Here is a 23,592-nt window from a genome sequence, read left to right on the forward strand (position 1 = left end):
ATATCCTGGGAGCCTTGGCCATCGGCTGACTGACGAAGGAGTCCAAGGTGCCGTCGATGCTCGATGCCGTCGTCGTGGGAGCGGGACCCAACGGACTGACCGCCGCGGTGGAACTCGCCCGACGCGGCTTCTCCGTCGCCGTGTTCGAAGCCAAGTCCACCGTCGGGGGCGGTGCGCGCACGGAGGAGCTGACCCTCCCCGGCTTCCGCCACGACCCCTGTTCCGCCGTGCACCCGCTCGGGATCGGCTCCCCCGTCTTCAACACCATGCCGCTCGACCGGTACGGCCTGGAGTGGCTGCACGCGCGGCTGCCCATGGCCCACCCGTGGGACGACGGCACCGCCGCCGTGCTCTCCCGCTCCGTCGCCGAGACCGCCGCCTCCTTCGGGCCGCGCGACGCCGGCACTTACCGCCGCCTGGTCGCCCCGTACCTCGGCAAGTGGTCCACCCTGACCAGGGACTTCATGTCCCTGCCGCTCACCGCGCTGCCCAGGGACCCGGTCACCCTCGCCCGGTTCGGGCTCGACGGGCTGCGGCCCTCGACCTGGCTCACCCGCCGCTTCCAGGACGAGAAGGCGCGCGCCCTCTTCTCCGGCCTCGTCGGCCATGTCATCGCCCCGCTCGACGGCTTCGCCACCTCGGCGGTCGGGCTCGTCTTCGCGCTCGCCGCGCACGAGCACGGCTGGCCGCTGCCCAGGGGCGGCTCCCAGTCGATCTCGGACGCCCTCGCCGCGTACCTGAAGGACCTGGGCGGCGCGGTCCACACCGACTACGAGGTCAAGCGGCTGGACGACCTGCCGCCGGCCCGCGCGTACGTCTTCGACACCTCGCCCACCGCCCTCGCCCGGATCGCCGGCTTCGGCGGGTACTACGACCACTACCGGTACGGCGCCGCAGCCTTCAAGATCGACTACGCCCTGGACGGCCCCGTGCCCTGGACGGCCGAGGAGGCCCGTGCGGCCGGGACCGTCCAGATCGGACCCACCAGCGGAGAGATCGGCACCGCGCTGCGCCAGGCCTCCTCCGGCACGGCGCCCCGGACGCCGTTCCTCATCACCGCCCAGCCCAGCCTCGTCGACCCCGGCCGCGCCCCCGAGGGCAAGCACGTCTTCTGGGCGTACGGCCATGTGCCGAACGGCTGGGACGGCGACCTCACGGACGCCATCGAGCGCCAGATCGAGCGCTTCGCCCCCGGCTTCCGCGACCGCGTCCTGGCCCGCGCCACGGCGGGCCCGGCGGAACTGGCCGTCCGCAACGCCAACTACGTGGGCGGCGACATCGCCTGCGGCGCTGCGCGCGGACTCCAACTGCTGCTGCGCCCCAAGCTGTCGCTCTTCCCGTACGCGACCCCTCACCCGGCCGTCTTCCTCTGCTCCTCGGCGACCCCGCCCGGTCCCGGCGTGCACGGCATGTCCGGGCACAACGCGGCGAAGGCGGTCTGGCGCAGGCTCCGGGCGACGGGACGATGACGGACGGCCGGGTGATGACGGGTCGCCGGGTGATGTCCGGTCGCCGGGCGATGACGGGTCGCCGGGTGATGATGGTCCTATGACCACGCACCCGGCCATCGTCCTCGTTCTCGGGGACATCACCGAGCAGCACGCGGACGCCATCGTCAACGCCGCGAACTCCTCCCTCCTCGGCGGAGGCGGCGTCGACGGCGCGATCCACCGCAGGGGTGGCCCCGAGATCCTGGCGGAGTGCCGCGCCCTCCGGGCCGGCCACTACGGCAAGGGCCTCCGCACGGGCAAGGCCGTCGCCACCACGGCGGGCCGGCTCGACGCGCGGTGGGTGATCCACACCGTCGGCCCGGTCTGGTCCCGCGACGAGGACCGCTCGGAGCAGCTCGCCTCGTGCTACCGCGAGTCGCTCCGTGTGGCGGACGACCTCGGCGCGCGCACCGTCGCCTTCCCGGCCATCTCGACGGGGATCTACGGCTGGCCGCTGGACGACGGCGCCCGCATCGCGGTCGAGACGGTACGGAGCGCGGGGACCGCCGTCGAGGAGGTCAGGTTCGTCCTCTTCGACGAGACGGCCTATCGGGAGTTCGCGATCCAGACCCGCTGACCGCTCCGCCGCACGCATCCGGCGGCCGCGCATCCGGCGAGGCGGCTCAGGGCGAACTCTGTGTGGCGTTCCGTCCGGGGCATGACGGTCCCGGACCCGACGGAAAGGGGTGCCCGCCCATGAAGTGCCTGGTCACCGGCGCGGGTGGCTACATCGGCGGCCGGCTCGTGCCCGAACTGCTCGACGCCGGGCACACCGTCCGCTGTCTGGCCCGCACCCCCGCCCACCTCCGCGACCACCCGTGGGCGGACCGCGTCGAGGTGGTGCGGGGCGACGTCAGGGACGCCGACAGCCTGCGGCCCGCGCTGCGCGACGTGGACGTCGCGTACTACCTCGTGCACTCGATGACCTCCGGGCGGGACTTCGAGGAGACGGACCGCCTCGCCGCCCGCACCTTCGCGACCGAGGCCCGGGCCGCCGGGGTCCGCCGGATCGTGTACCTCGGGGGCCTCACCCCCGCCGGAATCCCGGTCGACGAGCTGTCCCCGCACCTGCGCTCCCGGGCCGAGGTCGGCAGGATCCTGCTCGGGTCCGGGGTACCGACGACCGTCCTGCGGGCGGCCGTCGTGGTGGGCTCCGGCTCCGCCTCCTTCGAGATGCTCCGCTACCTCACCGAACGCCTCCCCGTCATGGTGACCCCGAGCTGGGTCAGCACCCGGGTCCAGCCCATCGCCGTCCGGGACGTCCTGCGCTACCTCGCCGGCAGCGCCCAGATGCCGGCCGACGTCAACCGCGCCTTCGACATCGGCGGTCCCGACGTCCTCACCTACCGGCAGATGATGGAGCGGTACGCCCAGGTCGCCCGGCTGCCCCGCCGGCTGATCCTGCCCGTGCCGATGCTGACCCCACGGCTCTCCAGCCACTGGATCGGTCTCGTCACCCCGGTACCCGCCGCGCTGGCCCGCCCCCTCGCCGAATCCCTCCGGTACGAGGTCGTGTGCGCCGAGCACGACATCGCCCGCCACGTCCCCGACCCGCCGGGCACGCCCCTGCCCTTCGACCGCGCCCTGGCCCTCGCCCTCCAGCGGGTGCGCGACGCCCAGGTCGTCACCCGCTGGTCCTCGGCCGCGCTGCCCGGCGCCCCCAGCGACCCGCTGCCCACGGACCCCGACTGGGCGGGCGGCAGCCTGTACACCGACGAACGGGAACGGGAGGTCGAGGCCCGCCCCGAGGAGCTGTGGCGGGTCATCGAGGGGATCGGCGGTCAGAACGGCTGGTACTCCTTCCCGCTCGGCTGGGCCGTTCGCGGCTGGCTCGACCGCTTCGTCGGCGGGGCCGGGCTGCGTCGCGGTCGCCGTGACGCCGCCTCCCTGCGCGTCGGGGACGCCCTGGACTTCTGGCGCGTGGAGGAGATCGAGCGGGGGAACATGCTCAGGCTCCGGGCGGAGATGCGGCTGCCGGGCAAGGCCTGGCTGGAGATGTACGCGGAGCGGGACGGCGACGGCAGGTCCCGGTACCGGCAGCGCGCCCTCTTCCATCCGCGGGGTCTCGCCGGCCAGCTCTACTGGTGGAGTGTCGCCCCGTTCCACGCGGTCGTGTTCGGCGGCATGGCCCGCAGGATCGCCCGTACGGCCGAGGAAGGCGCCGTGGAAGGGGCCGCGGGAGGCGCCGGGCAGACCGTCGAACGGCGGCGGTGACGCTCGCCGCGTCCCCGAGCGACGCACGGACGACGCGTCTGCGTCATGGCCGGTCGGGGAGGAGCGGGAGGTCCGTGTAGCGGTGGGTGAGGACGTCGAGCGCCTCGCGCAGGCCGGTCGGGCGGAGCATGCCCGGCGCGGGCGTTCTGCCCGCCCAGCCGGGACCGGCGAGGAGCACCAGCGGGCGCGTCCGGGCGCCTCTGACCCCGAACGAGGTGTCCGCGACGTGCTGGGCCAGGGCGTGCGCGGCGGTGGAACGGGACTGGGACCAGAGGACCACGGCCAGCGGACCGAGCCGTCCGACGGCCGAGCCGAGTGCCTCGGCGGGCACGGAGGCGCCGAACATCCGGGTGGGCAGGGCCCGTTCGGTCAGACCCGCCGTCAGGGCCTCCAGGGGGAGGGTGTGTTGTTCGCCGGGGACGCAGGCCAGCAGGACCGGTGGGGCGTCGGCGCGGTGCGGACGCGCGGTGTCCGCCGTCCTGCGCAGGGCCGTGGAGATGTGCCAGGACAGCAGGTGCTCGACCTCGACGTACCGGTCGCCGGACGACTCCCACTTGCGGCCGACCGCGTGCAGCGTGGGCCCCATGACCTCCTCCCAGGAGGTGACGAGTCCGTGCGTGGTGAGCAGGCCGCGCAGCAGCGTGTCCATGGCCGGGCTGTCGAGGCGCACCGCGGCCCGGGCGAGACCCCGGAACTCCTGCCGCACGTCGGCGAGCGGCAGCCCGTTGCCGGACCCCGGGGCACGGGTGGGCGGCGCCGTCGTCGCGGTGGGCTCGGCCGCCGGGGTCGTGGTGCCCGTCCGGGCCAGCCGGGCGGCCTCCGCGGGGGGTACGCCGGACGTGGTGAGGCGGCACATCGCCTCCAGCATGGCCACGTCGGCCGGTGTCCAGCGCCGGTGCCGGCCGTTCTCGCGCGCGGCCGGACCGATGCCGTACCGCTGGTCCCAGGACCGGAGCGTGGTGGGGGAGACGCCCAGGCGCCGCGCGACGGCCCCCGTCGTGATGCCGGTCGTGCCGTCTCCCATGCGTCCAGTCTAGGGCCGTACGACGCACAAGCGATGCGACGTCCAGGGCTGCCCCGGCCCCCTGCGGGGAACTCGCGAGGGCCCGGGAGAGTTCACAGGGGGACGCGCGGTACTCGCGCGGAGCAGCGAACGCGTACGCGAGGTGGCACGGATGGCGATGTGGGACCGGATCAAGGACCAGGCCAAGGGGCTGCAGCAGCAGGCGCAGGGAGCGCGCGGCGCCGGCTCCGGCACCTCGGCCCGGCCGGGCGGGGGAGCGGGCGGGGGGTCCAAGGCCCAGCTCGTGGGCGTGCTCAAGACCCAGCTTGCCTCTCTGAAGACGGAGCTCAAGAGCGGCGCGTACCGGGACGCCAGCATGGCCATGTGCGCGCTGGTCGCGGCCGCCGACGGGTCCGTCGACCCGGCCGAGCGGCAGCACGTGGAGTCGCTGATCCTGCAGAACGACGTCCTGCGCAACTTCCCGCCGGACCAGCTGCGGGAGCGGTTCAACAAGCACGTCGACCAGTTGACGTACAACTTCCAGCAGGGCAAGGCGGAGGCGCTGCAGGAGATCGCCAAGGCGGCGAAGAAGCCCGTGGAGGCCAAGGCGGTCGTGCAGACCGGCTTCGTCGTCGCCGGCGCCGACGGGTACGTCGCCCCGGCCGAGGAGCAGGTGCTGCGGGAGGCGTGCGCGGCGCTCGGGGTCTCCCCGCAGGAGTTCGGCCTCTGACCCTCCCCGCCGCGGACCTTCCCTGCCCGCGCCCGGCTCAGGCCGGGCGCGGGTAGACCTTGGACTGCTTCACGCTGCCGTAGGCGAAGCTGGACTCGATCGAGGCGATGCCCGGGATCGCGTGGATCCGGTGCCGCACCAGGGATTCGTACGCCTCCAGGTTCTCGATCACGACCCTGAGCAGATAGTCGCTGCTGCCCGCCATCAGATAGCAGTCCTGGATGTGCTCGATCCGGGCGACGTGGTCCTCGAAGACGTCGACGATCTCGCGCGTGTGGCGTTCGAGCCGGATCCGTACGAAGACGGTGATCGGCAGCCCGAAGCCGACCTGGTCCACGACGGCCGTGTAGCCGCGGATCAGGCCCGCCTCCTCCAGCCGGCGCACCCGGCGCAGACAGGGGGAGGGGGAGAGCCGGATCCGGTCGGCGAGGTCCTGATTGGACAGGCGGCCGTCCGCCTGCAGCTCGCGGATGATCTGGAAGTCCACGGCGTCCACGCCCACTCCTCGCTGCTACCGACCGATCCTTGGCAGATCCTGCCCCCACGGTAGGTCTGGAGGGCAGAACTGGCAATCGGCTGCCCCGCCACAAGCCCTACCGTTGCTCGAAACCAGTGGATTCGAGCGGGAGGCTCCTCGTGGGGGGTATACGGACGGCGGGAGCACCGCCGCTGCGGCAGGCGCCCGGCGCCGACGAGCGGACCGGCGCCGACGACCGGACCGGCGGCGAAGACCGGACCGGCAGCTCCACCCGGACCGGCGGCGGCAGGCTCTCGCCGCAGGCCGTGGGCCTCGTCGCCCTGCTCCTCACCGTCGCCATCTGGGCGGCCTTCGCGCTCAGCGCCCGCGCCCTCGGCGCCTCCACCCTGCTGCCCGCCGACGCGGCCCTGCTCCGCTTCGGCGTGCCGCTGGTGGTCCTGGCCCCCGCCCTGTGGCGGCGCCGCCGGCGCCTCCTCGCGGTGCGGCCGGCCACCGCCGCCAAGATCGTCTGCGGTGCCGGCGTCCCCTTCTTCCTCGCCGCCATGTACGGCGGCTCGCTGACCTCGGCCGCCTTCGTGGGCGCCATCGTCCCCGGCATGGTCCCGCTCTTCGTCTCCGCGCTCATGGTCGCGGGCGGGAAGAGCGCCCCGCGCGGAACCCAGGCGGCCGGCCTCGCCCTGATCGTCGCCGGGGTCGGCGCCCTGGTCTGGCGGTACACCGCCGCCCTGGACGCGGACGTCCTGCTCGGTGCCGGAACGTTGCTGCTCGCCAGCGGCCTCTGGGCCCTCTACACCGTGGGCCTGCGCGAGGTCGACCTCGACCCGATCGGCTCCATCGGCCTGCTCTGCCTGCCCTCCTTCGCCGTCGTCGCCCTGCTCGCCCTGACCGGCGTGCTGCCCACCGGACTCGCCCACGCCGCCGCCGGTGACATCGCGCTCTTCCTCGTCGTCCAGGGACTGGGCGTAGGGCTCTGCGCCGGACTGCTGTACGCCTTCGCCATCCGCCGTCTCGGCCCCGAGCGCAGCTCCGTCGTCGGCAGCCTCAGCCCGGTCGTCGTCGTTCTGCTCGCCGTCCCGCTCCTCGACGAGTCGCCCACGCTGTCCGTCCTCGTCGGCGTCCCCCTCATCACCCTCGGCGTCGCGCTCGCCAACCGGCGCCCCCGAACCAAGGTCTCCGCCCATGCTTGAGCTGCTCGCCGCCCCGCCCGTCGACCCGCTGTGGGACCTGTCGGCCGAGTTCGCCGCCGACCCGCGCCCCGAGCGCCTCGACCTCGTCCTCGGCGTCTACCGCGACCACACCGGGGTCACCCCGGTGATGGCCGCCGTCAAGGAGGCCGAGATACGCCTGGCCGACCGGGCCGCCTCCAAGGAGTACCGGGGCCTCTCCGGCAACACCGCCTTCAACCGGTCCATGGTCTCCATGGTCCTGGGCACCGAGGAGCGGACCGCCCGCGCGACGGCCGTCCAGACCGTGGCCGGCACCGGGGCCCTGCGGCTCCTCGCCGATCTCGTCCGCCAGACCCGCCCCGGCACCACGGTGTGGATCAGCGACCCGGCGTACGTCAACCACCGCCCGATCCTCGAAGGCGCGGGGCTCACGGTCCGCACGTACCGGTACGGCGACGGTCTGCTGGAGGACCTGCGCGCCGCGCGCCGGGGCGACGTGGTCCTGCTCCAGGGCTGCTGCCACAACCCCACGGGCACCGACCCCGACGCGGAGACCTGGGAGGCGCTCGCCGGGCTCGCCGGCGCGAACGGCTGGGTCCCCTTCGTCGACCTCGCCTACCACGGCCTCGGCGACGGCCTCGACGCCGACCTGTGGGCCACCCGCATGCTGGCCGACCGGCTGCCCGAGGTGCTGATCGCCGTCAGCTGCTCCAAGAACTTCGGCCTCTACAGCGACCGCACCGGCTGCGCCATCGTCCTCGGCCCGTCCCGGCAGACCCTGCGGCACGTCGAGACCGCCCTGCAGAACGCCGCCCGCGTGCTGTACTCGATGCCGCCCGACCACGGCGCCGCCGTCGTCGCCACCGTCCTCGAGGACGCCGGGCTCCGGGACACCTGGCGGTCGGAACTCGACGCCATGCGCGGCAGGATCGCCGCCAACCGGGCGGACCTCGTCGCCCACCTGGACGCCCTCGGCCACCCCGACGCGGCGGCCTCCCTCCGGCGCCAGAAGGGCATGTTCTCCATGCTCCCCCTGACGCCGGAGCAGATGCGCCGGATGCGCGAGCGGTCCGGCGTCTACGGGACGGACGCCGGCCGCATCAACATCGCGGGGGTCTGCGCGCACCGGATCCCGTTCCTGGCGCAGTCCGTCGCCGCCGCGCTGGACTCGCCCGCTACACCGCCGGGCGGCACAGCAGCGCGGCCGGTGACGGCCGGGCCCCGAACCGGGTGGTGAACGCGATCCCGGCCGCGTACTCGCCGGGCGCGCACTGCCCCTTGTAGTGGCCCTGGGCGTACTCGCCACCGGGGTTACCGGCCGGGCGGTTGTCGCCGCGGTCGAACCACAGCGTGCGTCCCGCGCCCGCCGGGAGCGCCGTGCCCGCCGGGGCGCACAGGGCGGCGGAGACCCGCGCGCCCCTGAGGCTGTAGCCGATCAGGAACTGCCCGGCCGGGCACTGGTACTTGGTGTAGCCCGAGGCCCAGTCCCCGCCCGCCGGGACGTACGACTCGTCCCGGACCACCGTGTGGCCGCCCGAGCCGGCCCGCAGCCCCGAACTCACGCAGAGGCCACGGCCGCCCGTGTGGCTGAGCCCGGCGAGCCGGGACCCGTCGGGGCAGACGGCCTTGCGGGCGCCGTTGTCCCAGTCGCCCGCGGCCCGCACCCGCAGCGAGGCGTTGTGGTCGCGGTGGTCGGTCGTCAGCTGGTACCAGGCGGTGGAGACGGGCACCGCTCCCGTGCGGCCGGGCGCCCGCGTCAGGGCGGTCCAGGCCGGGGCGCGCCAGTCGTCCGCGTCCAGGACGCCGGTCCGCCGGCCCTCGGAGTCGTACCGCAGCAGCGCCCAGCTGTCGCCGCCGCCACCGCTGGTGTGCCAGCCGACCAGGGGCCAGTACGCGTAGTCCACGTCGGCGTCCCGCAGCAGCTCGGTCAGGTTCCCGAACCAGGCGCGCGGCCTGTCGACGCGCTCGTCGGCGCCGATGCCGAACTCGCTGACCCAGACCGGGGCGGTGACGTGCGTGCCGGTCTCGGCGGAGACGTACAGCGCCTGGTCGTGGACGACCTGGCGGAGCTGCTCGCGGGTGAGGTCCTGGTAGCGGGGGTCGGTGGTCTCGCCCATGCCGGTGGCGCCGCTGTGGTTCGGTCCCGTGTAGCCGTAGAAGTGGGCCGAGTAGACCAGCTTGCCGGAGACCACGAGGGTGTGCGACAGGGTACGGACCGGGGCGAGGGCGGGGCGGCCGTGCGGGAAGCCGTCCACGGGGATGCCCTGCCAGTTGATGCCCTCGATGACGATGAGCAGGCCCGGGTTGGCCTCCGCGAGGATGCGGTCGCCCGCCTCCTGCGCGGCGGCGTGCCAGTCGTGGTTGTCGCCGAGACCCCAGTTGGGGTCGTCCCAGATGTCGCGCCGGACCTCGTTGTACAGGTCGGCGCCGACCACGCGCGGGTTGGCGCGGTAGCGCTTCGCCATGAAGACCCAGTCGTCGGCCCACTGGGCCGTGGACTGCCCGCTGCTGTTCCAGCGCTCGTTGCCGTCCACGCCGCAGCACCAGCGGGTCGTCACGGTGTGGTTGTTGAGGACGACGGCGAACCCGCCGTCGGTGAGGGCGGCGACGACGGCGTCGAAGACCTGGAGCGGGTTCTTGCCGCGCAGCCCCGGGTTGGCGGCGACGGCCGTGTCCGGCACGGGAGCGGTGGCGCGCAGCATCTCGTTGGAGAACGGCAGCCGGATGCTGTTGAGCCCGAGGGCGCGGAAGTCGGCGAGGAGGGTGGGCAGCGGGACGCGGTCCAGGCCGATCGGGATGCCGTGGGCGTTCTGCCCGGCGTGGTGGTTGGCGGGGTCGGCGAGGTCGCCGGAGCCGTTCCACGAGCCCTGGGCGCCGTCCCAGTTCGCCGAGCGGAGCCGGAAGCGGTCGCCGTCGGCGTCGACGATGTACCGGCCGCGCGTGGACAGCGGCGGCGTCCAGTCGACGGCGGCCGTGGCCGCTGCCGCGGAGGGGGTCTCGGAGGGCGGGCCGGACCGCGCCGCGGCGGCGCCCGGCACGACGGCCGGGGCCAGCAGGGCGCCCACGAGCAGGGCGCCTCGGACCACACGTAACAAGCTCTGCATCTGGTACCTGCCAGGACGGTGGGGGAGTGGGCGGCGCCAAGTTACCGGCGAGTCGTTTACGGCGGAACCCCCCCGGCGCCCGGCGACTCCCTCAGCCGTACGACCCCGGCCCGGCCACTCCCTCGGCCCTGCGACCCCGGCGGTCCCGGCCACTCCCTCAGCCGAACCGCAAGGCTCCGTGACGAGGGCTCGGATAGGGTGATCGAGTAGGAAGACACCCCCCGGGGTTAGGTCGAACCGTTGGACACTTCTGAGTCGGCGAGCCAGACGCCGGAGCGACCGCCGGCGGCCATCGGTTACGCCGGTGTCCTGCGGGAGGTCCTCCCGATCGCCCTCTGGCGCGAGGACGCGGACGGGTGCGTCGTCGAGTGGTCGCTGGCCGCCCAGGACCTGCTCGGATACCGCCCCGAGGAAGTCATCGGCCGCCCCGCCGCGCCCATTCTGGTGCCCGAGGCCAACCAGCAGCTCGCCGACCAGCTGACCCTGCGCGTCCAGGCCGGTGAGACCGTCGTCGGCACCCTGCCCGTACGGCACAGGGACGGTCACGAAGTGACCATGGAGATGTGGATCGTCCCCGAGGTCGACCCCCAGGGGCGACCGGGGGCCATGCTCATCGCCGTCGAGACCTCCGAGGTCCTGCGCATGCGGGACTCGCTCGCCGCGCTCCAGAGCCTCTTCACCCAGTCACCGATCGGCCTCGCCACCCTCGGCAACGACCTGCGGTTCATCCGGGTCAACGACGCGCTGGCGCGGATGAACGGCCTCTCACCCGCCGAGCACCTCGGAAAACGGCTCACCGAGGTCGTGCCCGGCGTCAACGCCGTCGCCCTGGAAGCCACCATGCGGCAGGTCCTGGACAGCGGCCGGGCCGTCGTCGACGTACGCCGCACCGGCCGCACCCCGGCCGACCCCGAGCACGACCGCACCTGGTCCTGCTCCTACGCCCCGCTCGTCGACGGCTCGGGCCGCCGGCTCGGCCTGATCGCCTCCCTCATCGACATCACCGAGGGCCAGCGGGCGCTCGTCGAGGCCGAGCGGGCCAACCGGCGCTTCGCCCTGCTCGCCGAGGCGGGCAAGACCATCGGCACCACCCTCGACCTGCACCAGACCGCCGAGGAGATCGTCCAGCTCTTCGTCCCGCAGCTCGCCGACTCGGCCGACGTCCAGCTGCTCGAATCCGTGCTCGAACCCGACGACGTCGGCGCCGCCACCCAGGGGCTGCTGCGCCGCCTCGCCGCCACCTTCCCCGACCCGACCGCCCCCACCGCGGTGCTCGTCCCGGGACAGACCTTCCAGATCCCGCTGGGCACCCCGTACGAGCAGGTCATCACCGACGCCAGGCCGATGAACCTCCACCACTCCGACCTGCCCGCGCTCTTCCCCGACCCGCGCACCGAACCCCTGCGCGCCTACTTCGAGGCCAGCATCGGCTGCGCGCGGATCGTCCCGCTGGTCGCCCGCGGCAGGGTGCTCGGCACCGTCTCCGTGACCCGGCTCTCCGACCGCGAACCCTTCGACGAGCAGGACTTCGTCCTCATCGACGAACTCGTCGCCCGCGCCGCCCTGAACATCGACAACGCCCGGATGTACACCACCCAGCGCGAGGCCGCCCTCACCCTCCAGCGCAGCCTCACCAACAGCGGCCTGCCGAAGGCCGAGGGCCTGGAGCTGACCGGCCGCTACCTGCCCGCGAGCGACCACGACGTCGGCGGCGACTGGTTCGACGTCATCGTCCTGCCCGAGGGCAGGACCGCGCTCGTCATCGGCGACGTCATGGGCCACGGCATCCACGCCGCCGCCGTGATGGGCCAGCTCCGTACGGCGGTGCGGACCCTCGCCCGGCACGGCGTGCCCCCCGCCGAGCTGCTGCACTCCCTCGACGCCGTCGTCGCCGACCTGGGCGAGGACGAGATGGCGACCTGCGTCTACGCCGTGCACGACCCGGCCACCGGCAGTGTCGTCCTCGCCCGCGCCGGACACCCGCCGCCCGCCGTGGCCACCGCCGACGGGGCGATCACCTTCCTGGAGGGGCCGCCGGGCACCCCGCTCGGCACCGGTGGGCAGGCCTTCGCCACCGAGGAGGTCCTGCTGCCCCCCGGCAGCCTCCTGGTGCTCTACACCGACGGCCTCATCGAGGCCAGGGACCGCGACCTCGACGAGGGCATGGACCGGCTCGCCGAGGCGCTGGTCGACGTCGAACGACCGCTCAGCCAGGTCTGCGAGGCCATCCTCGACCAGCTCCTGCCCTGCGCGCCGGGGGACGACGTGGCGGTCCTGCTGGCCCGTACAGCCCTGCGCTGAGCGCTCCCCGCGCTGTGGCCTCCCCGCCCCGAGGCTTTCCCGCGCTGAGGCCGGCGCGCCCGTCCGGGTTCACCAGGCGAGGTCCTCCAGCGCGTCCAGGTCGGGCACCGGCATCGGCGGCAGCTCCGAGTCGGCCGTGGTCAGCGGCAGTTCGGCCCAGATGACCTTGCCCCGGTCGGTGTAGCGGGTGCCCCACCGCTCGGCGAACTGCGCGACGAGGAACAGCCCGCGCCCGCCCTCGTCGGTCGTCGCCGCGTACCGCAGATGCGGGGCCGTGCTGCTGCCGTCGGAGATCTCGCAGATCAGCCGGCGGTCGCGCAGCAGCCGGACCCGGATGGGCTCGGCGCCGTACCGGATGGCGTTGGTGATCAGCTCGCTGAGGATCAGCTCGGCCGTGAACGCGACCTCGTCGAGACCCCAGTCGGCGAGCCGCGCGGCGCCCTCGTTGCGGACCCGGGAGACGTTCGCCGGGTCGGCCGGCACGTCCCACTCCGCGATCCGCTCGGACTCGAGGCGCCGGGTGTCGGCGACGAGCAGCGCGATGTCGTCGTCCGGGACCGGCACGAGCAGCGCCGAAAGGATGTCCGTGCAGGCCTGGTCGGGGCTGCGGCCGGTGGTGGCCAGCGCCTCGCCCAGCAGCCCGAGACCGGTGTCGAAGTCCCGGTCGCGGGCCTCCAGGAGGCCGTCGGTGAACAGCACCAGACGGCTGACCTCCGGCAGATGCAGCTCGGTGGTCTCGAACGGCATCCCGCCCACCCCGAGCGGCAGCCCTGCGGGCACGTCCGGGTACTCGACCCGGCCGTCCTGGTGGACGAGCGCGGGCCCGGGGTGCCCGGCCCTGGCCATGGTGCAGCGGCCGTCGGCGGGGTCGTAGATGACGTACAGACAGGTGGCTCCGGTGATCCGCTCCTGCCCCTCGCCATGTGCGTCGCCCGCACCGCCCTCGGCCGCGGTCCCGCTGTCGGGGCCGCCCTCCGACGGGCCCCGGTCGATCCGGTCGATCAGCTCGTCGAGGTGGCCGAGCAGCTCGTCCGGCGGCAGGTCGAGGGTGGAGAAGTTGAGGACCGCCGTCCGCAGCCGGCCCATGGTGGCCGCCGCGTGCACCCCGTGCCCGACCACGTCGCCGACGACGAGCGCCACCCGGGCCCCCGGCAGCGGGATCACGTCGAACCAGTCGCCGCCGACGCCCGCCTTGGCCGGCAGATAGCGGTACGCCACGTCCACCGCCGACAGGTCGGGCAGGATCCGGGGGAGCAGGCTGCGCTGCAGCGTCACCGCCATCTCGTGCTCGCGGGTGAAGCGGCGGGCGTTGTCGATGGAGACCGCCGCCCGCGCCGTCAGCTCCTCGGCGAAGTTCAGGTCCTCGTCCCCGAACGGCTCCTCGGTCTCCGAGCGCCAGAAGTTCGCCATTCCGAGGACCACGCCCCGGGCGACGACGGGCACGGCGACGAGCGAGTGCAGACCGTACTCCAGGGCCCCCGAGGCGCCCTCGGGGTCCTGGGCCCGCCAGCCGTCGGCCGCGGCCAGCTCGGCCACCAGGACGGCGCGACCGCTGTCGAGCGCCTGCGCCATCGGCGTCGACGGCACCACGCACCGGATCCGGTCGCCCACCGGCTGGAAGGGATGCTCCTCCTGGATGCCCCGCAGCGCGGTCCGCCGCATCTCGCTGAGCGCGCGCGACGGCTCCTCGCCCCGCAGCACCGACTCGGGCAGCTCCACCGTGACGAAGTCGGCGAAGCGCGGCACCGCCACCTCCGCCAGCTCCTCGGCGGTCCGCACGACGTCCAGGGTGGTGCCGATCCGCACCCCTGCCTCGTACAGCAGCTGCAGCCGCCCCCGGGCGACCTCGGCGCGCCCGGAGACGGTGGACAGCTCGGTCGAGTCCCGCAGCGTCATCACGGTCCCGGTGGGACGGCCCATGTACGGCTTGGTGGGCCGTACGTTGACGGCCAGCAGCCGGTCCCCGGCCAGGTGCACCTCGTCGTTGACCACCCGGTCGGCGGAGAGCAGCGCGGCGGTACGGGGGTCGAGACCCAGCTCGGTGACGTGCCGCTGCTCGGCGTCGGGCCCCAGGTCGAGCAGGCGTCTGGCCTCGTCGTTGGCCAGCAGCAGCCGCCGGTCCGCGTCGATGATGAGCACCCCCTCGCGCACCGCGTGCAGGACCGCCTCGTGGTGCTCGTTGATCCGGGTCATCTCGACCGGCCCGAGCCCGTGCGTCTGCCGGCGCAGCCGCCGGCTCACCAGCGCCGCGCCGCCCACCGCGAGCAGCAGGGCGCCCGCGGCCGTGCCGAGCAGCAGCGGCAGCTGGCCCTCGACGACGTTGCCGACGTTCTCGACCTCGATGCCCGTGCTGACCAGCCCCACGACGTCGCCGTCGTCCGTGCGCACCGGAACCACGGCCCGGACCGCGTCCGACGGCTCACCGTAGAAGATCTCCGTGAACGACTCGCCCGCCCGGGCGCGCGCGATGTCGCCGGTGGTCCGCTGCCCGATCAGCTCCGGCCGGGAGTCGGTGTAGCGGATCCCGTCCGGGGTCATCACGGCGAGGAAGTCGAGGCCCGCGGCCGTACGGGCGGCCTCGGCCCGCAGCTGGAGCTCGGCGGTCGGGTCCGGGGACCGGAGCGCGTCCAGCAGGCCGGGAGCGTGCGCGAAGGCCTCAGCGGCAGCGAGGGAGCGGTTGCGCGCGTCGGTCTCCGTGTTGTACCGGGCCTGGAAGATCAGGGCCAGCGCGCCCACGGTGACCAGCACCACGACGATGACCGCCTGGAGGGCGAACACCTGCCCTGCGACGCTGCGCAGCCCCCACCCCTTGGGCCGGTGGCCGAGCCGTCCGCTCATGGGGTGCTTCTCGCTGGTTCGGCTGTCGTCAGGGATTCTGCAGTCACCCGTCCACTTCCTCGGTTCCTCGGCCCGCCGGCGGCCTCGGGGATCCACTCCTTCCATGCTGCTCCCCTCCCGGCGGGATATCGACACGGACCGGGCCGCACGCGGGACCCCGAGGGCGTCCCGGAGGCCGCCACGGGGCTCCGGGACGTCCCCGCTCCGGGAAGGTCCATGTCGTTTTCTCGCCAGCGCACGCCTCCGCGGTCCCCGACGATGGAGCCATGTACACCGACACCGAGCGCTGCGTGCGGGCCGTCCGGTCGAAGGACGCCCGCTTCGACGGCGTGTTCTTCACCGCCGTGCTGACCACCCGGATCTACTGCCGTCCCAGCTGCCCGGTCGTCCCGCCCAAGGCCGAGAACATGGTGTTCCACCCGAGCGCGGCGTCCTGCCAGCGCGCCGGGTTCCGTGCCTGCAAGCGCTGCCGCCCGGACACGAGCCCCGGCTCCCCCGAATGGAACGTCCGCGCCGACGCCGTCGCCCGCGCCATGCGGCTGATCCAGGACGGCATCGTCGACCGCGAGGGCGTACCCGGGCTCGCCGCCCGGCTCGGCTACTCCACCCGCCAGATCGAACGCCAGCTCCTCGCCGAACTCGGAGCCGGACCGCTCGCCCTGGCCCGCGCCCAGCGCGCCAGGACCGCGCGGCTGCTCATCGAGACGACACCCATGCCGATGGCCGAGATCGCCTTCGCGGCCGGGTTCGCCTCGATCCGGACCTTCAACGACACCGTCCGCGAGGTCTTCGCGCTGACCCCGGGGGAGCTGCGCGCCCGCGCGACCCGGTCACCCGTCACCGCCGACACACCGAGCACTCCGGGTGTGATCGCGCTCCGGCTGCCGTACCGCGCCCCGCTCAACCCGTCCAACCTCTTCGGCCATCTCGCCGCCACCGCCGTCCCCGGCGTGGAGGAGTGGCGGGACGGTGCCTACCGGCGGACCCTGACCCTGCCCCACGGGCACGGCATCGTCTCCCTCGCCCCCCGGCCCGACCACATCGCCTGCCGGCTCTCCCTCACCGACCCCCGCGACCTCACCCTCGCCATCAGCCGCTGCCGCCGGCTGCTCGACCTCGACGCCGATCCGGTCGCCGTCGACGAGCAGCTGCGCGACGACCCGCTGCTCGCCCCGCTGGTCGAGCGGGCGCCCGGGCGGCGCGTGCCGAGGACCGTGGACGCGGCCGAGTTCGCCGTCCGGGCCGTGCTCGGCCAGCAGGTCTCCACGGCCGCCGCCCGCACCCACGCGGCCCGGCTCGTCGCCGCGCACGGCGTTCCCGTCGACGACCCCGAGGGCGGCCTCACGCACCTCTTCCCGGCCCCGGAGGCGCTCGCCGGGCTCGACCCCGAGTCCCTCGCGCTGCCCCGCAGCCGCCGCACGACCCTGCTCACCCTCGTCGAGGCCCTCGCCGACGGCTCCCTGAGTCTCGGCCCGGGGACCGACTGGGACGAGGCGCGCGCCCGGCTCCACGCCCTGCCCGGTTTCGGCCCGTGGACCACGGAGGTCATCGCCATGCGGGCGCTCGGCGACCCCGACGCCTTCCTCCCCGGCGACCTGGGCGTGCGCCGTGCCGCCGAGGGCCTCGGGCTGCCGTCCACGCCCGCCGCGCTCACCGCCCGCGCCGCGCGGTGGCGGCCCTGGCGCGCGTACGCCGTCCAGTACCTCTGGGCCACCGACAGCCACCCGATCAACCACCTCCCCGCCTGAGCCCCGCACCGAGGAAGCCGACCCGAAGGAAGCCGACCCACCATGTCCGACGTCCGGCACACCGTCATCGACAGCCCGTACGACGCGCTGACCCTGGTCGCCGTCGACGGTGTCCTGAGCCGCATCCACATGACCGGCCAGCGCCACCGCCCCGCCGAGGAGACCTTCGGCGCACCCGACCCGAGCCCCTTCGGCGAGACGACCCGCCAGCTGGAGGCGTACTTCGCCGGTGAACTCACCCAGTTCGAGCTGCCGTTGAAGCTGATCGGCACCCCGTTCCAGCTCCGGGTCTGGGAGCTGCTGTGCCGGATCCCGTACGGCGAGACACGCAGCTACGGCGAGTTGGCCGAGGAGCTCGGCAACCCCGGGGCCTCGCGCGCCGTCGGCCTCGCCAACGGCAAGAACCCGGTCAGCATCGTCGTACCGTGCCACCGTGTCGTCGGCGCGAGCGGCTCCCTGACCGGCTACGGCGGCGGCCTCGACCGCAAGCGCCGACTGCTGGCCTTCGAGTCGGGAGCCGCCGGGGCGGAGGCGTCGCTCTTCTAGGGGGTGTCCTGGCGCAGCCGCTCCAGGAGCGCGGGGAGCGCGGTGCCGATCGGCTCGCGCACGATCTCGTCGGCGATCTCGTCGTACGGGGTGGGCTGCGCGTTCACGATGATGAGCCGGGCCCCGTGCTCGGCGGCGATCCCCGCGAGCGAGGCGGCCGGCTGCACCTGGAGACTCGTGCCGACCGCGAGGAACACCTCGGCCGCCTTGGCGATCGACATGGCCTGGCCGAGCACCACCGGATCGAGCCGCTGCCCGAACATCACCGTCGCCGACTTCAGGATCCCGCCGCACAGCGCGCACTTCGGGTCGTCCTCACCGGCCCGCACCCGGTCGAGCGCCTCCTCCATCGAGGAGCGGGCGTGGCAGGACGTGCACACCACCGACCGCGCGGAGCCGTGGAGTTCGAGGACCTTGCGCGCCGACAGACCGGCGATCTGGTGAAGCCCGTCGACGTTCTGCGTGATCACCCGCACCGGGTTCCCGGTCCGCTCGAACGCGGCGACGGCCCGGTGCGCCGCGTTCGGCTCGGCGCGCAGCACGGGGCCGTCGAGCCGCGTCCGCCACGCACGCCGGCGGACGTCGGGGTCGGACATGTAGTGCTCGTACGTGGCGAGCTTCTCGGCCTCCGGGTCGCGGGTCCACACCCCGTCGGGGCCCCGGTAGTCGGGGATGCCCGAGTCCGTGGAAACACCGGCTCCGCTGAGGATCGCGACCATGGTCATGGGGCCGAGCGTAGGCAGGTCCGAACACCCCACGCGAACGGATTACCGACTGCTAGGTTCCGGCCATGACCACAGCCCCCGACCGGCGAGGCCGGCTCCTCACCATCGGCTGCTCCCTGCTGATCGGCGCCATCCTCCTGGTCGTGGCAGGCCTCCTGCTCGCCTCCTGCGCGGTCACCGCCCACTTCGACCGGCCCGTCGAGCCCAAGACGCCCGTCGGCACCCCGCGCTGAACCGGGGGAGAGGCGGCATCATCGGGAGGGAGGCGGGGCGGCTTCCTCGTACCGAAGGGAGCGGCACCGCACCGGTCGACGCAAGGAGTGCGGAGTCATGCGCGTCCTCATGGTCGGGGCGGGAGGCGTGGGTACGGCGATCACCCGGATCGCGGCCCGCCGTTCGTTCTTCGAGCAGGTCGTCGTCGCCGACTACGACCCCGGGCGCGCCGAGGCGGCGGTCACCGCCCTGGGCCCGGACGAGCGCCGGTTCACCGCGATCCGGCTCGACGCCTCGGACCGGGCCGCCGTACGGGCCGCCCTCGCGGAGCACCACTGCGACGTCCTCCTCAACGCCACCGACCCCCGTTTCGTCCTGCCGCTCTTCGAGGCCGCCCTCGCCGAACGCGCCCACTACCTCGACATGGCGATGTCGCTGTCCCGGCCGCACCCCACGCGTCCGTACGAGGAGTGCGGGGTCAAGCTCGGTGACGCGCAGTTCGACCGGGCCGCCGCGTGGGAGGCGGCCGACCGGCTCGCCCTGGTGGGCATGGGCGTCGAGCCGGGCCTCGCGGACGTCTTCGCCCGCCACGCCGCCGACACGCTCTTCGACGAGATCGAGGAGATCGGCGTCCGCGACGGCGCGAACCTCGTCGTCGACGGCTACGACTTCGCCCCGTCCTTCAGCATCTGGACCACCATCGAGGAGTGCCTGAACCCCCCGGTCGTCTACGAGGAGGGGCGCGGCTGGTTCACCACCGCACCCTTCAGCGAGCCGGAGGTCTTCGACTTCCCCGAGGGCATCGGCCCCGTGGAGTGCGTCAACGTCGAACACGAGGAGGTCCTCCTCGTCCCCCGCTGGGTCAGGACCCGCCGCGTCACCTTCAAGTACGGCCTCGGCGAGGAGTTCATCGGCGTCCTGCGCACCCTCCACAAGCTCGGGCTCGACCGCACGGATCCGGTCACCGTGCGCGGCGCCGACGGAGGCGAGGTCCGCGTCTCCCCGCGCGACGTCGTCGCCGCGTGTCTGCCCGACCCCGCGGGCCTCGGCGACCGGATGCACGGCAAGACCTGCGCGGGCACCTGGGTCAAGGGCACCAAGGACGGGAGGCCCAGGGAGGTGTACCTCTACCACGTGGTCGACAACCAGTGGTCGATGCGCGAGTACGGCTCCCAGGCCGTCGTGTGGCAGACCGCCGTCAACCCGGTGGCCGCCCTGGAACTCCTCGCGACCGGGGTCTGGCACGGCCGCGGTGTCCTCGGCCCCGAGGCGCTGCCCCCGGCCCCCTTCCTCGACCTGCTCACGGAGTACGGCACGCCCTGGGGCATGCGCGAACAGTGACCGGTGGCCCGACCGCCCCGGCCGCTTCCCGCACATGCGCCGCGGACCGGGCCTCCTTACGATGAAGGCAGCAGTCTCCCTGTTCTGTCCGGGCACCACCGGGGCGGAGGGACCATGGCCACCGAAGATGCCGCCGCCGAGGGCGCCAGGCCCGCCGAACGCCCCGCGCGCCTGAAAGCGAACGCCATCGGCTTCGTCGACGCCCTGGTGATCGGCCTCAACTCCACGTCCCCCGCCTACTCCCTCGCGGCCGTGATCGGCCCGGTCGTGGCCCTGGTGGGGATCTACGCGCCCGGCGTGATGTTCGCGTCGTTCGTACCGATGCTGCTGATCGCCTCCGCGTTCTACTACCTCAACAAGGTCGACCAGGACTGCGGCACGACCTTCTCGTGGGTCACCCGCGCCATGGGCCCGTGGGCCGGCTGGCTCGGCGGCTGGGCCATCGCGATGACGGGTGTCCTGGTCGTCGGCTCGCTCGCCGACGTGGCGGTCAGCTTCGGCCTGCTCGCCGTCGGGCTCGACAGCTGGGTGGACAACACCTTCGTACGCCAACTGCTCACCGTGCTCCTCATCCTGGGGATGACGGCCGTGTGCGTCATCGGCACCGAGCTGTCGGCCAAGGTGCAGAACGTCCTCATCCTGGCGCAGGTCGCCTGTCTGCTGATCTTCGTCGCCGTGGCCCTGTACGCGGTCTACGCCGACACCAGCGTCTACGACTCGGCCGAGCCCTCCTGGAGCTGGCTCAACCCCTTCGGCGCCGGCGGCGCCGCGCTGACCGGCGGGCTGCTGCTCGGCGTCTTCATCTACTGGGGCTGGGAGTCGGCGGTCAACCTCACCGAAGAGGTCAGGGACTCCGCGAGCGCCCCCGGCAAGGCGGGCCTCTGGTCGACCGTCATCCTGCTCGTCACCTACGTGTCCGTCGGCTTCGCGGTCGTCGCCTACGCCGGACCGGTGTTCCTCGCAGAGAACGCCGACGAGGAGGAGTTCATCTTCGCCCAGCTCGCCGGGGACGTCCTGGGCGGCTGGGACTGGATCCTGCTGCTCGCGGTGTGCACCTCGGCCATCGCCTCCACCCAGACCACCATCATCCCGGCCTCGCGCACCGCGCTGTCCATGGCCCGCCGCCGGGCGCTGCCCGCGCACTACGCCCACATCAGTTCGCGCTTCCGCACCCCGGACGTCAGCACCTGGTGGGTCGCCGCCATCGCCATCGGCTGGTACCTCGCGGTGAACCAGATCAGCACCAACGCCCTCTACGACTCCCTGACCGCGCTCTCGCTGCTGATCTCCTTCTACTACGCCCTCACGGGCCTGGCCTGCGTGGTGTACTACCGCCGCCATCTCTTCGAGAGCGTCCACAACTTCCTGCTGATCGGCCTCGGGCCACTGGTCGGCGCGGGGCTGCTGACCTGGCTCCTCGTGAGGTCGGTCGCGGACATGTCCGACCCGGAGAACTCGTACAGCGGCACCTCGTGGTTCGGCCTCGGACCGCCGCTCGTCATCGGCATCTGCATCGCCCTCACCGGGGTGATCCTCATGATCGTGCGGCGGCTGTGGGCACCGGCGTTCTGGAGCGAGCGCCCGGGCGTCGCCGACCCCGACCTGGTCCACGGTCACGGTCACGGCCACGACTCCGGCTCCGGCTCCGGTTCGGGTTCCGGTTCCGGCGGAGGGACATGAGATGTCGGTCGTGCTCGGATACGACGAATCCCCCGGCGCCGCCCGCGCTTTGCGGATCGCCGTCGAGGTGGCGAGCGCCTTCGACGAGACGCTCGTCCTGGTCTACGGGGTGGCGGTTCCCGGCCCCTCGGGCGAGGAGTACCGGTCCCACGTCCAGGCCGTCCGGGAAGCCGGCCGCACCGGTCTGCGGCACGCGGTCACGGAGGCCGAGCGGGTGGGTGTACCGACCGTCGTCGAGGTGATCGACAAGAAGCCATCGGAGGCCCTGATCGACGCCGCGCAGCGGCACGCCGCCCGGGTCATCGTGGTCGGCAGCTGGGGCGAGAGCCCGATGCGCGGCGCGCTTCTCGGCTCGACGCCCCACAAGCTGCTGCACCTGTCCCAGGTCCCCGTCCTCTGCGTGCCGCCGGACAGCTTCTAGGGGCGGTCGGTTCAGCGGACCGGGCGGCCGTTCTCCAGCTCCACCGGGCCGCCGCCGTCCGCCAGGGCGTCGAGGGCCGCGACCACCCGCCGGCCCAGCGAGCCCGGGAGATGGGCGATCGCCTCGGCCGGCTCGATCAGCTTCCAGGAGAGCAACTCCTCCTCCTGCAGCCGGATCTCCGCGAACCGCTCCGCCGGCAGCACCCCGCCGTCGTACACGTACGCCACGATCGGCGGCCGGCCCGTGCCGTTCGCCCAGTCGACCGCGAGCAGCGCCCCCAGCTCCAGGTCGAGGCCGATCTCCTCCGCCGTCTCGCGGCGCGCCGCCTGCCGGGGCGTCTCACCCGTGTCCGACTCGATCGTGCCGCCCGGCAGGGTCCAGCCCTCCCGGTAGTTCGGCTCGACCACCAGGACGCGCCCCGCGCCGTCCCGGAAGAGCGCGGCGGCACCCGCGAGGACACGCGGCAGGCCGGCGATGTACGTGGCGTAGTCGTCCGTCGTCATGCCGTCAGCGTAGCCAGCCGCAGCGTCCGCTCGGCAAGTTCGCCGATCCGCACCCGGTCGAAGCCGAACACCGCGCTGCGCACCTGGTCCCGCAGCGGCTCCGACCACTGCGGAGGAATCGCCGCCGCCCCGCACATCACCCCGGCCACCGAACCGGCCGTCGCCCCGTTCGAGTCGGTGTCGAGGCCGCCCCGGACGGTCAGGGCGAGGGTGGCGGTGAAGTCCCCACCCCCGTACAGCAGTCCGGCCGTGAGGACCGCCGCGTTCGGCACGGTGTGGATCCAGCCCATTCCGGCCGTCCGCTCCGCGAGTTCGGCGAGCGCGTCGGACCACCCCACCCCCGACTCGTGCAGCGCGATCGCGTGCCGGACCGTGCGCGCGAGCCGGCTGCTCGCCGGGATCCGGTCGAGGGCCGCCTCCAGGGCCGTGCGCACGTCCGGCGCGGTGAAGGCGGCGGCGACCAGCGCGGCCGCCCACATCGCGCCGTACACCCCGTTCCCCGTGTGGGACAGCACCGCGTCCCTGCGGGCGAGCGCGGCGGCGCGGCGCGGGTCGCCCGGGGAGGTCCAGCCGTAGACGTCGGCCCGGATCAGGGCGCCGATCCACTCCTGGTGCGGGTTGTCGTAGGTGGCGGTGAGCGGCGGCTTCAGACCGTTGGCGAGATTGCGGTAGGCGGTCCGTTCGGCGGTGAACGTCTGCAGGTAGGGCAGCCGCAGCAGCCAGTGCTCGCCCACCTGCTCGGTAGTGAAGGCGAACCCGTGGGTCTCCAGGAGGTGCAGGCCGAGGATCGAGTAGTCGATGTCGTCGTCCCGGCAGCTCCCCCTGATCCGGCCGCGGACGCACTGCGGCCACTCGGGCCGCAGCTCGAACCCCTGCGCCAGGGCGTCGGGAGGCGGCGCCGGAAGATAGTCGGTGAGTGGCAGGGCGTCCGTCAGGCGCAGGTACCGGTCGATGAGCTCGGGCGTCCACAGATCGCCCCGCTCGACGGGTTTGCCGAGCATGTTCCCGGCGATCCGGCCCGTCCAGCCTCCGAGGATGCGGTCGGCGAGTTCGCCCTGCTTGAACGCCATACGTCCGGTCTACCGAACGCG

At 73.6% G+C, this 23,592-nt stretch carries 20 protein-coding genes; 13 read left to right on the plus strand and 7 right to left on the minus strand.

What is annotated here, in order from left to right; translation table 11 throughout:
• Nucleotides 1–56 precede the first annotated feature (56 nt).
• From ACF09C_RS06035 to ACF09C_RS06045, 3 genes are all read left to right on the plus strand, one after another.
• On the plus strand, nt 57–1,469 hold the full coding sequence (locus tag ACF09C_RS06035) for a phytoene desaturase family protein (protein WP_392090235.1): 1,413 nt from the start codon (nt 57–59) through the stop codon (nt 1,467–1,469).
• A 79-nt stretch (nt 1,470–1,548) separates the two neighbouring features.
• On the plus strand, nt 1,549–2,067 hold the full coding sequence (locus tag ACF09C_RS06040) for an O-acetyl-ADP-ribose deacetylase (protein WP_392089215.1): 519 nt from the start codon (nt 1,549–1,551) through the stop codon (nt 2,065–2,067).
• Between the two features lie 119 nt (nt 2,068–2,186).
• Nucleotides 2,187–3,704 carry an SDR family oxidoreductase gene (locus tag ACF09C_RS06045; protein WP_392089217.1) on the plus strand — a complete coding sequence of 506 codons (1,518 nt, stop codon included), beginning with the start codon at nt 2,187–2,189 and terminating at the stop codon, nt 3,702–3,704.
• 43 nt (nt 3,705–3,747) lie between these two features.
• Here the strand turns inward: ACF09C_RS06045 and ACF09C_RS06050 are convergent, their stop codons facing one another.
• The gene (locus ACF09C_RS06050) at nt 3,748–4,728 is read right to left on the minus strand and encodes a MerR family transcriptional regulator (protein ID WP_392089219.1); all 981 of its coding nucleotides are present in this window, start codon (nt 4,726–4,728) and stop codon (nt 3,748–3,750) included.
• 151 nt (nt 4,729–4,879) lie between these two features.
• Here ACF09C_RS06050 and ACF09C_RS06055 point away from each other — a divergent pair, with 151 nt between their 5' ends.
• Nucleotides 4,880–5,437, plus strand: a complete 558-nt coding sequence (locus tag ACF09C_RS06055; protein ID WP_392089221.1) for a tellurite resistance TerB family protein — start codon at nt 4,880–4,882, stop codon at nt 5,435–5,437.
• A gap of 37 nt (nt 5,438–5,474) precedes the next feature.
• Here ACF09C_RS06055 and ACF09C_RS06060 read toward each other — a convergent pair whose 3' ends face one another.
• Nucleotides 5,475–5,933 (minus strand): Lrp/AsnC family transcriptional regulator, encoded by a 459-nt coding sequence (locus ACF09C_RS06060; protein WP_392089223.1) that lies wholly within the window; start codon nt 5,931–5,933, stop codon nt 5,475–5,477.
• A 140-nt stretch (nt 5,934–6,073) separates the two neighbouring features.
• Between ACF09C_RS06060 and ACF09C_RS06065 the strand changes: the two genes are divergently transcribed.
• Nucleotides 6,074–7,102 carry an EamA family transporter gene (locus ACF09C_RS06065; protein WP_392089225.1) on the plus strand — a complete coding sequence of 343 codons (1,029 nt, stop codon included), beginning with the start codon at nt 6,074–6,076 and terminating at the stop codon, nt 7,100–7,102.
• Nucleotides 7,095–8,318 (plus strand): aromatic amino acid transaminase, encoded by a 1,224-nt coding sequence (locus ACF09C_RS06070; protein ID WP_392089227.1) that lies wholly within the window; start codon nt 7,095–7,097, stop codon nt 8,316–8,318. The genes ACF09C_RS06065 and ACF09C_RS06070 overlap by 8 nt, the downstream gene beginning before the upstream one ends.
• Here the strand turns inward: ACF09C_RS06070 and ACF09C_RS06075 are convergent.
• The gene (locus ACF09C_RS06075) at nt 8,257–10,185 is read right to left on the minus strand and encodes a glycoside hydrolase family 5 protein (RefSeq protein WP_392089229.1); all 1,929 of its coding nucleotides are present in this window, start codon (nt 10,183–10,185) and stop codon (nt 8,257–8,259) included. The genes ACF09C_RS06070 and ACF09C_RS06075 overlap by 62 nt on opposite strands.
• 240 nt (nt 10,186–10,425) lie before the next feature.
• On the opposite strand from ACF09C_RS06075, the gene ACF09C_RS06080 reads away from it, so the two are divergent.
• Complete coding sequence (locus ACF09C_RS06080) at nt 10,426–12,486, plus strand: SpoIIE family protein phosphatase (RefSeq protein ID WP_392089231.1); 2,061 nt, start codon at nt 10,426–10,428, stop codon at nt 12,484–12,486.
• Between the two features lie 69 nt (nt 12,487–12,555).
• On the opposite strand, the gene ACF09C_RS06085 is transcribed toward ACF09C_RS06080, so the two are convergent.
• On the minus strand, nt 12,556–15,324 hold the full coding sequence (locus tag ACF09C_RS06085; RefSeq protein ID WP_392089233.1) for a SpoIIE family protein phosphatase: 2,769 nt from the start codon (nt 15,322–15,324) through the stop codon (nt 12,556–12,558).
• A 266-nt stretch (nt 15,325–15,590) separates the two neighbouring features.
• Here ACF09C_RS06085 and ACF09C_RS06090 point away from each other — a divergent pair, with 266 nt between their 5' ends.
• Both ACF09C_RS06090 and ACF09C_RS06095 read left to right on the plus strand, forming a co-directional pair.
• Complete coding sequence (locus ACF09C_RS06090) at nt 15,591–17,072, plus strand: AlkA N-terminal domain-containing protein (protein WP_392089235.1); 1,482 nt, start codon at nt 15,591–15,593, stop codon at nt 17,070–17,072.
• A 42-nt stretch (nt 17,073–17,114) separates the two neighbouring features.
• Nucleotides 17,115–17,618, plus strand: coding sequence for a methylated-DNA--[protein]-cysteine S-methyltransferase (locus ACF09C_RS06095; RefSeq protein WP_392089237.1), 504 nt, complete (start codon nt 17,115–17,117; stop codon nt 17,616–17,618).
• Here the strand turns inward: ACF09C_RS06095 and ACF09C_RS06100 are convergent.
• A complete protein-coding gene (locus ACF09C_RS06100) occupies nt 17,615–18,343 on the minus strand; it encodes an NAD-dependent deacetylase (protein WP_392089239.1) in 729 nt (242 codons plus the stop codon). The genes ACF09C_RS06095 and ACF09C_RS06100 overlap by 4 nt on opposite strands.
• Nucleotides 18,344–18,408: 65 nt before the next feature.
• Here ACF09C_RS06100 and ACF09C_RS06105 point away from each other — a divergent pair, with 65 nt between their 5' ends.
• From ACF09C_RS06105 to ACF09C_RS06120, 4 genes are all read left to right on the plus strand, one after another.
• Nucleotides 18,409–18,576, plus strand: coding sequence for a hypothetical protein (locus ACF09C_RS06105; protein ID WP_392089241.1), 168 nt, complete (start codon nt 18,409–18,411; stop codon nt 18,574–18,576).
• A gap of 97 nt (nt 18,577–18,673) precedes the next feature.
• Nucleotides 18,674–19,897 (plus strand): saccharopine dehydrogenase family protein, encoded by a 1,224-nt coding sequence (locus ACF09C_RS06110; protein ID WP_392089243.1) that lies wholly within the window; start codon nt 18,674–18,676, stop codon nt 19,895–19,897.
• A 114-nt stretch (nt 19,898–20,011) separates the two neighbouring features.
• Nucleotides 20,012–21,577 carry an APC family permease gene (locus ACF09C_RS06115; RefSeq protein ID WP_392089245.1) on the plus strand — a complete coding sequence of 522 codons (1,566 nt, stop codon included), beginning with the start codon at nt 20,012–20,014 and terminating at the stop codon, nt 21,575–21,577.
• Nucleotide 21,578: 1 nt separating this feature from the next.
• Entirely contained in the window at nt 21,579–21,998 is a 420-nt protein-coding gene (locus ACF09C_RS06120; protein WP_392089248.1) for a universal stress protein, read from the plus strand.
• Nucleotides 21,999–22,009: 11 nt separating this feature from the next.
• On the opposite strand, the gene ACF09C_RS06125 is transcribed toward ACF09C_RS06120, so the two are convergent.
• Nucleotides 22,010–22,501, minus strand: coding sequence for an NUDIX domain-containing protein (locus tag ACF09C_RS06125; RefSeq protein ID WP_392089249.1), 492 nt, complete (start codon nt 22,499–22,501; stop codon nt 22,010–22,012).
• A complete protein-coding gene (locus tag ACF09C_RS06130) occupies nt 22,498–23,571 on the minus strand; it encodes an ADP-ribosylglycohydrolase family protein (protein ID WP_392089251.1) in 1,074 nt (357 codons plus the stop codon). Before ACF09C_RS06130 ends, ACF09C_RS06125 begins: the two co-directional genes overlap by 4 nt.
• Nucleotides 23,572–23,592 lie beyond the last annotated feature (21 nt).

The organism is Streptomyces sp. NPDC014870 (genome assembly GCF_043081505.1).
In the GTDB taxonomy this organism is placed as follows: Bacteria; Actinomycetota; Actinomycetes; order Streptomycetales; family Streptomycetaceae; genus Streptomyces.

Excerpts from the sequence above, each read along its gene's own strand:
- ACF09C_RS06045 (WP_392089217.1), top strand. The coding sequence starts at position 2,187 with ATGAAGTGCCTGGTCACCGGCGCGGGTGGCTACATCGGCGGCCGGCTC.
- ACF09C_RS06050 (WP_392089219.1), bottom strand. The coding sequence starts at position 4,728 with ATGGGAGACGGCACGACCGGCATCACGACGGGGGCCGTCGCGCGGCGC.
- ACF09C_RS06110 (WP_392089243.1), top strand. The coding sequence starts at position 18,674 with ATGCGCGTCCTCATGGTCGGGGCGGGAGGCGTGGGTACGGCGATCACC.
- ACF09C_RS06075 (WP_392089229.1), bottom strand. The coding sequence starts at position 10,185 with ATGCAGAGCTTGTTACGTGTGGTCCGAGGCGCCCTGCTCGTGGGCGCC.
- ACF09C_RS06070 (WP_392089227.1), top strand. The coding sequence starts at position 7,095 with ATGCTTGAGCTGCTCGCCGCCCCGCCCGTCGACCCGCTGTGGGACCTG.
- ACF09C_RS06055 (WP_392089221.1), top strand. The coding sequence starts at position 4,880 with ATGGCGATGTGGGACCGGATCAAGGACCAGGCCAAGGGGCTGCAGCAG.
- ACF09C_RS06115 (WP_392089245.1), top strand. The coding sequence starts at position 20,012 with ATGGCCACCGAAGATGCCGCCGCCGAGGGCGCCAGGCCCGCCGAACGC.
- ACF09C_RS06090 (WP_392089235.1), top strand. The coding sequence starts at position 15,591 with ATGTACACCGACACCGAGCGCTGCGTGCGGGCCGTCCGGTCGAAGGAC.
- ACF09C_RS06125 (WP_392089249.1), bottom strand. The coding sequence starts at position 22,501 with ATGACGACGGACGACTACGCCACGTACATCGCCGGCCTGCCGCGTGTC.
- ACF09C_RS06120 (WP_392089248.1), top strand. The coding sequence starts at position 21,579 with ATGTCGGTCGTGCTCGGATACGACGAATCCCCCGGCGCCGCCCGCGCT.
- ACF09C_RS06035 (WP_392090235.1), top strand. The coding sequence starts at position 57 with ATGCTCGATGCCGTCGTCGTGGGAGCGGGACCCAACGGACTGACCGCC.
- ACF09C_RS06130 (WP_392089251.1), bottom strand. The coding sequence starts at position 23,571 with ATGGCGTTCAAGCAGGGCGAACTCGCCGACCGCATCCTCGGAGGCTGG.
- ACF09C_RS06040 (WP_392089215.1), top strand. The coding sequence starts at position 1,549 with ATGACCACGCACCCGGCCATCGTCCTCGTTCTCGGGGACATCACCGAG.
- ACF09C_RS06100 (WP_392089239.1), bottom strand. The coding sequence starts at position 18,343 with ATGACCATGGTCGCGATCCTCAGCGGAGCCGGTGTTTCCACGGACTCG.
- ACF09C_RS06105 (WP_392089241.1), top strand. The coding sequence starts at position 18,409 with ATGACCACAGCCCCCGACCGGCGAGGCCGGCTCCTCACCATCGGCTGC.
- ACF09C_RS06085 (WP_392089233.1), bottom strand. The coding sequence starts at position 15,324 with ATGAGCGGACGGCTCGGCCACCGGCCCAAGGGGTGGGGGCTGCGCAGC.
- ACF09C_RS06095 (WP_392089237.1), top strand. The coding sequence starts at position 17,115 with ATGTCCGACGTCCGGCACACCGTCATCGACAGCCCGTACGACGCGCTG.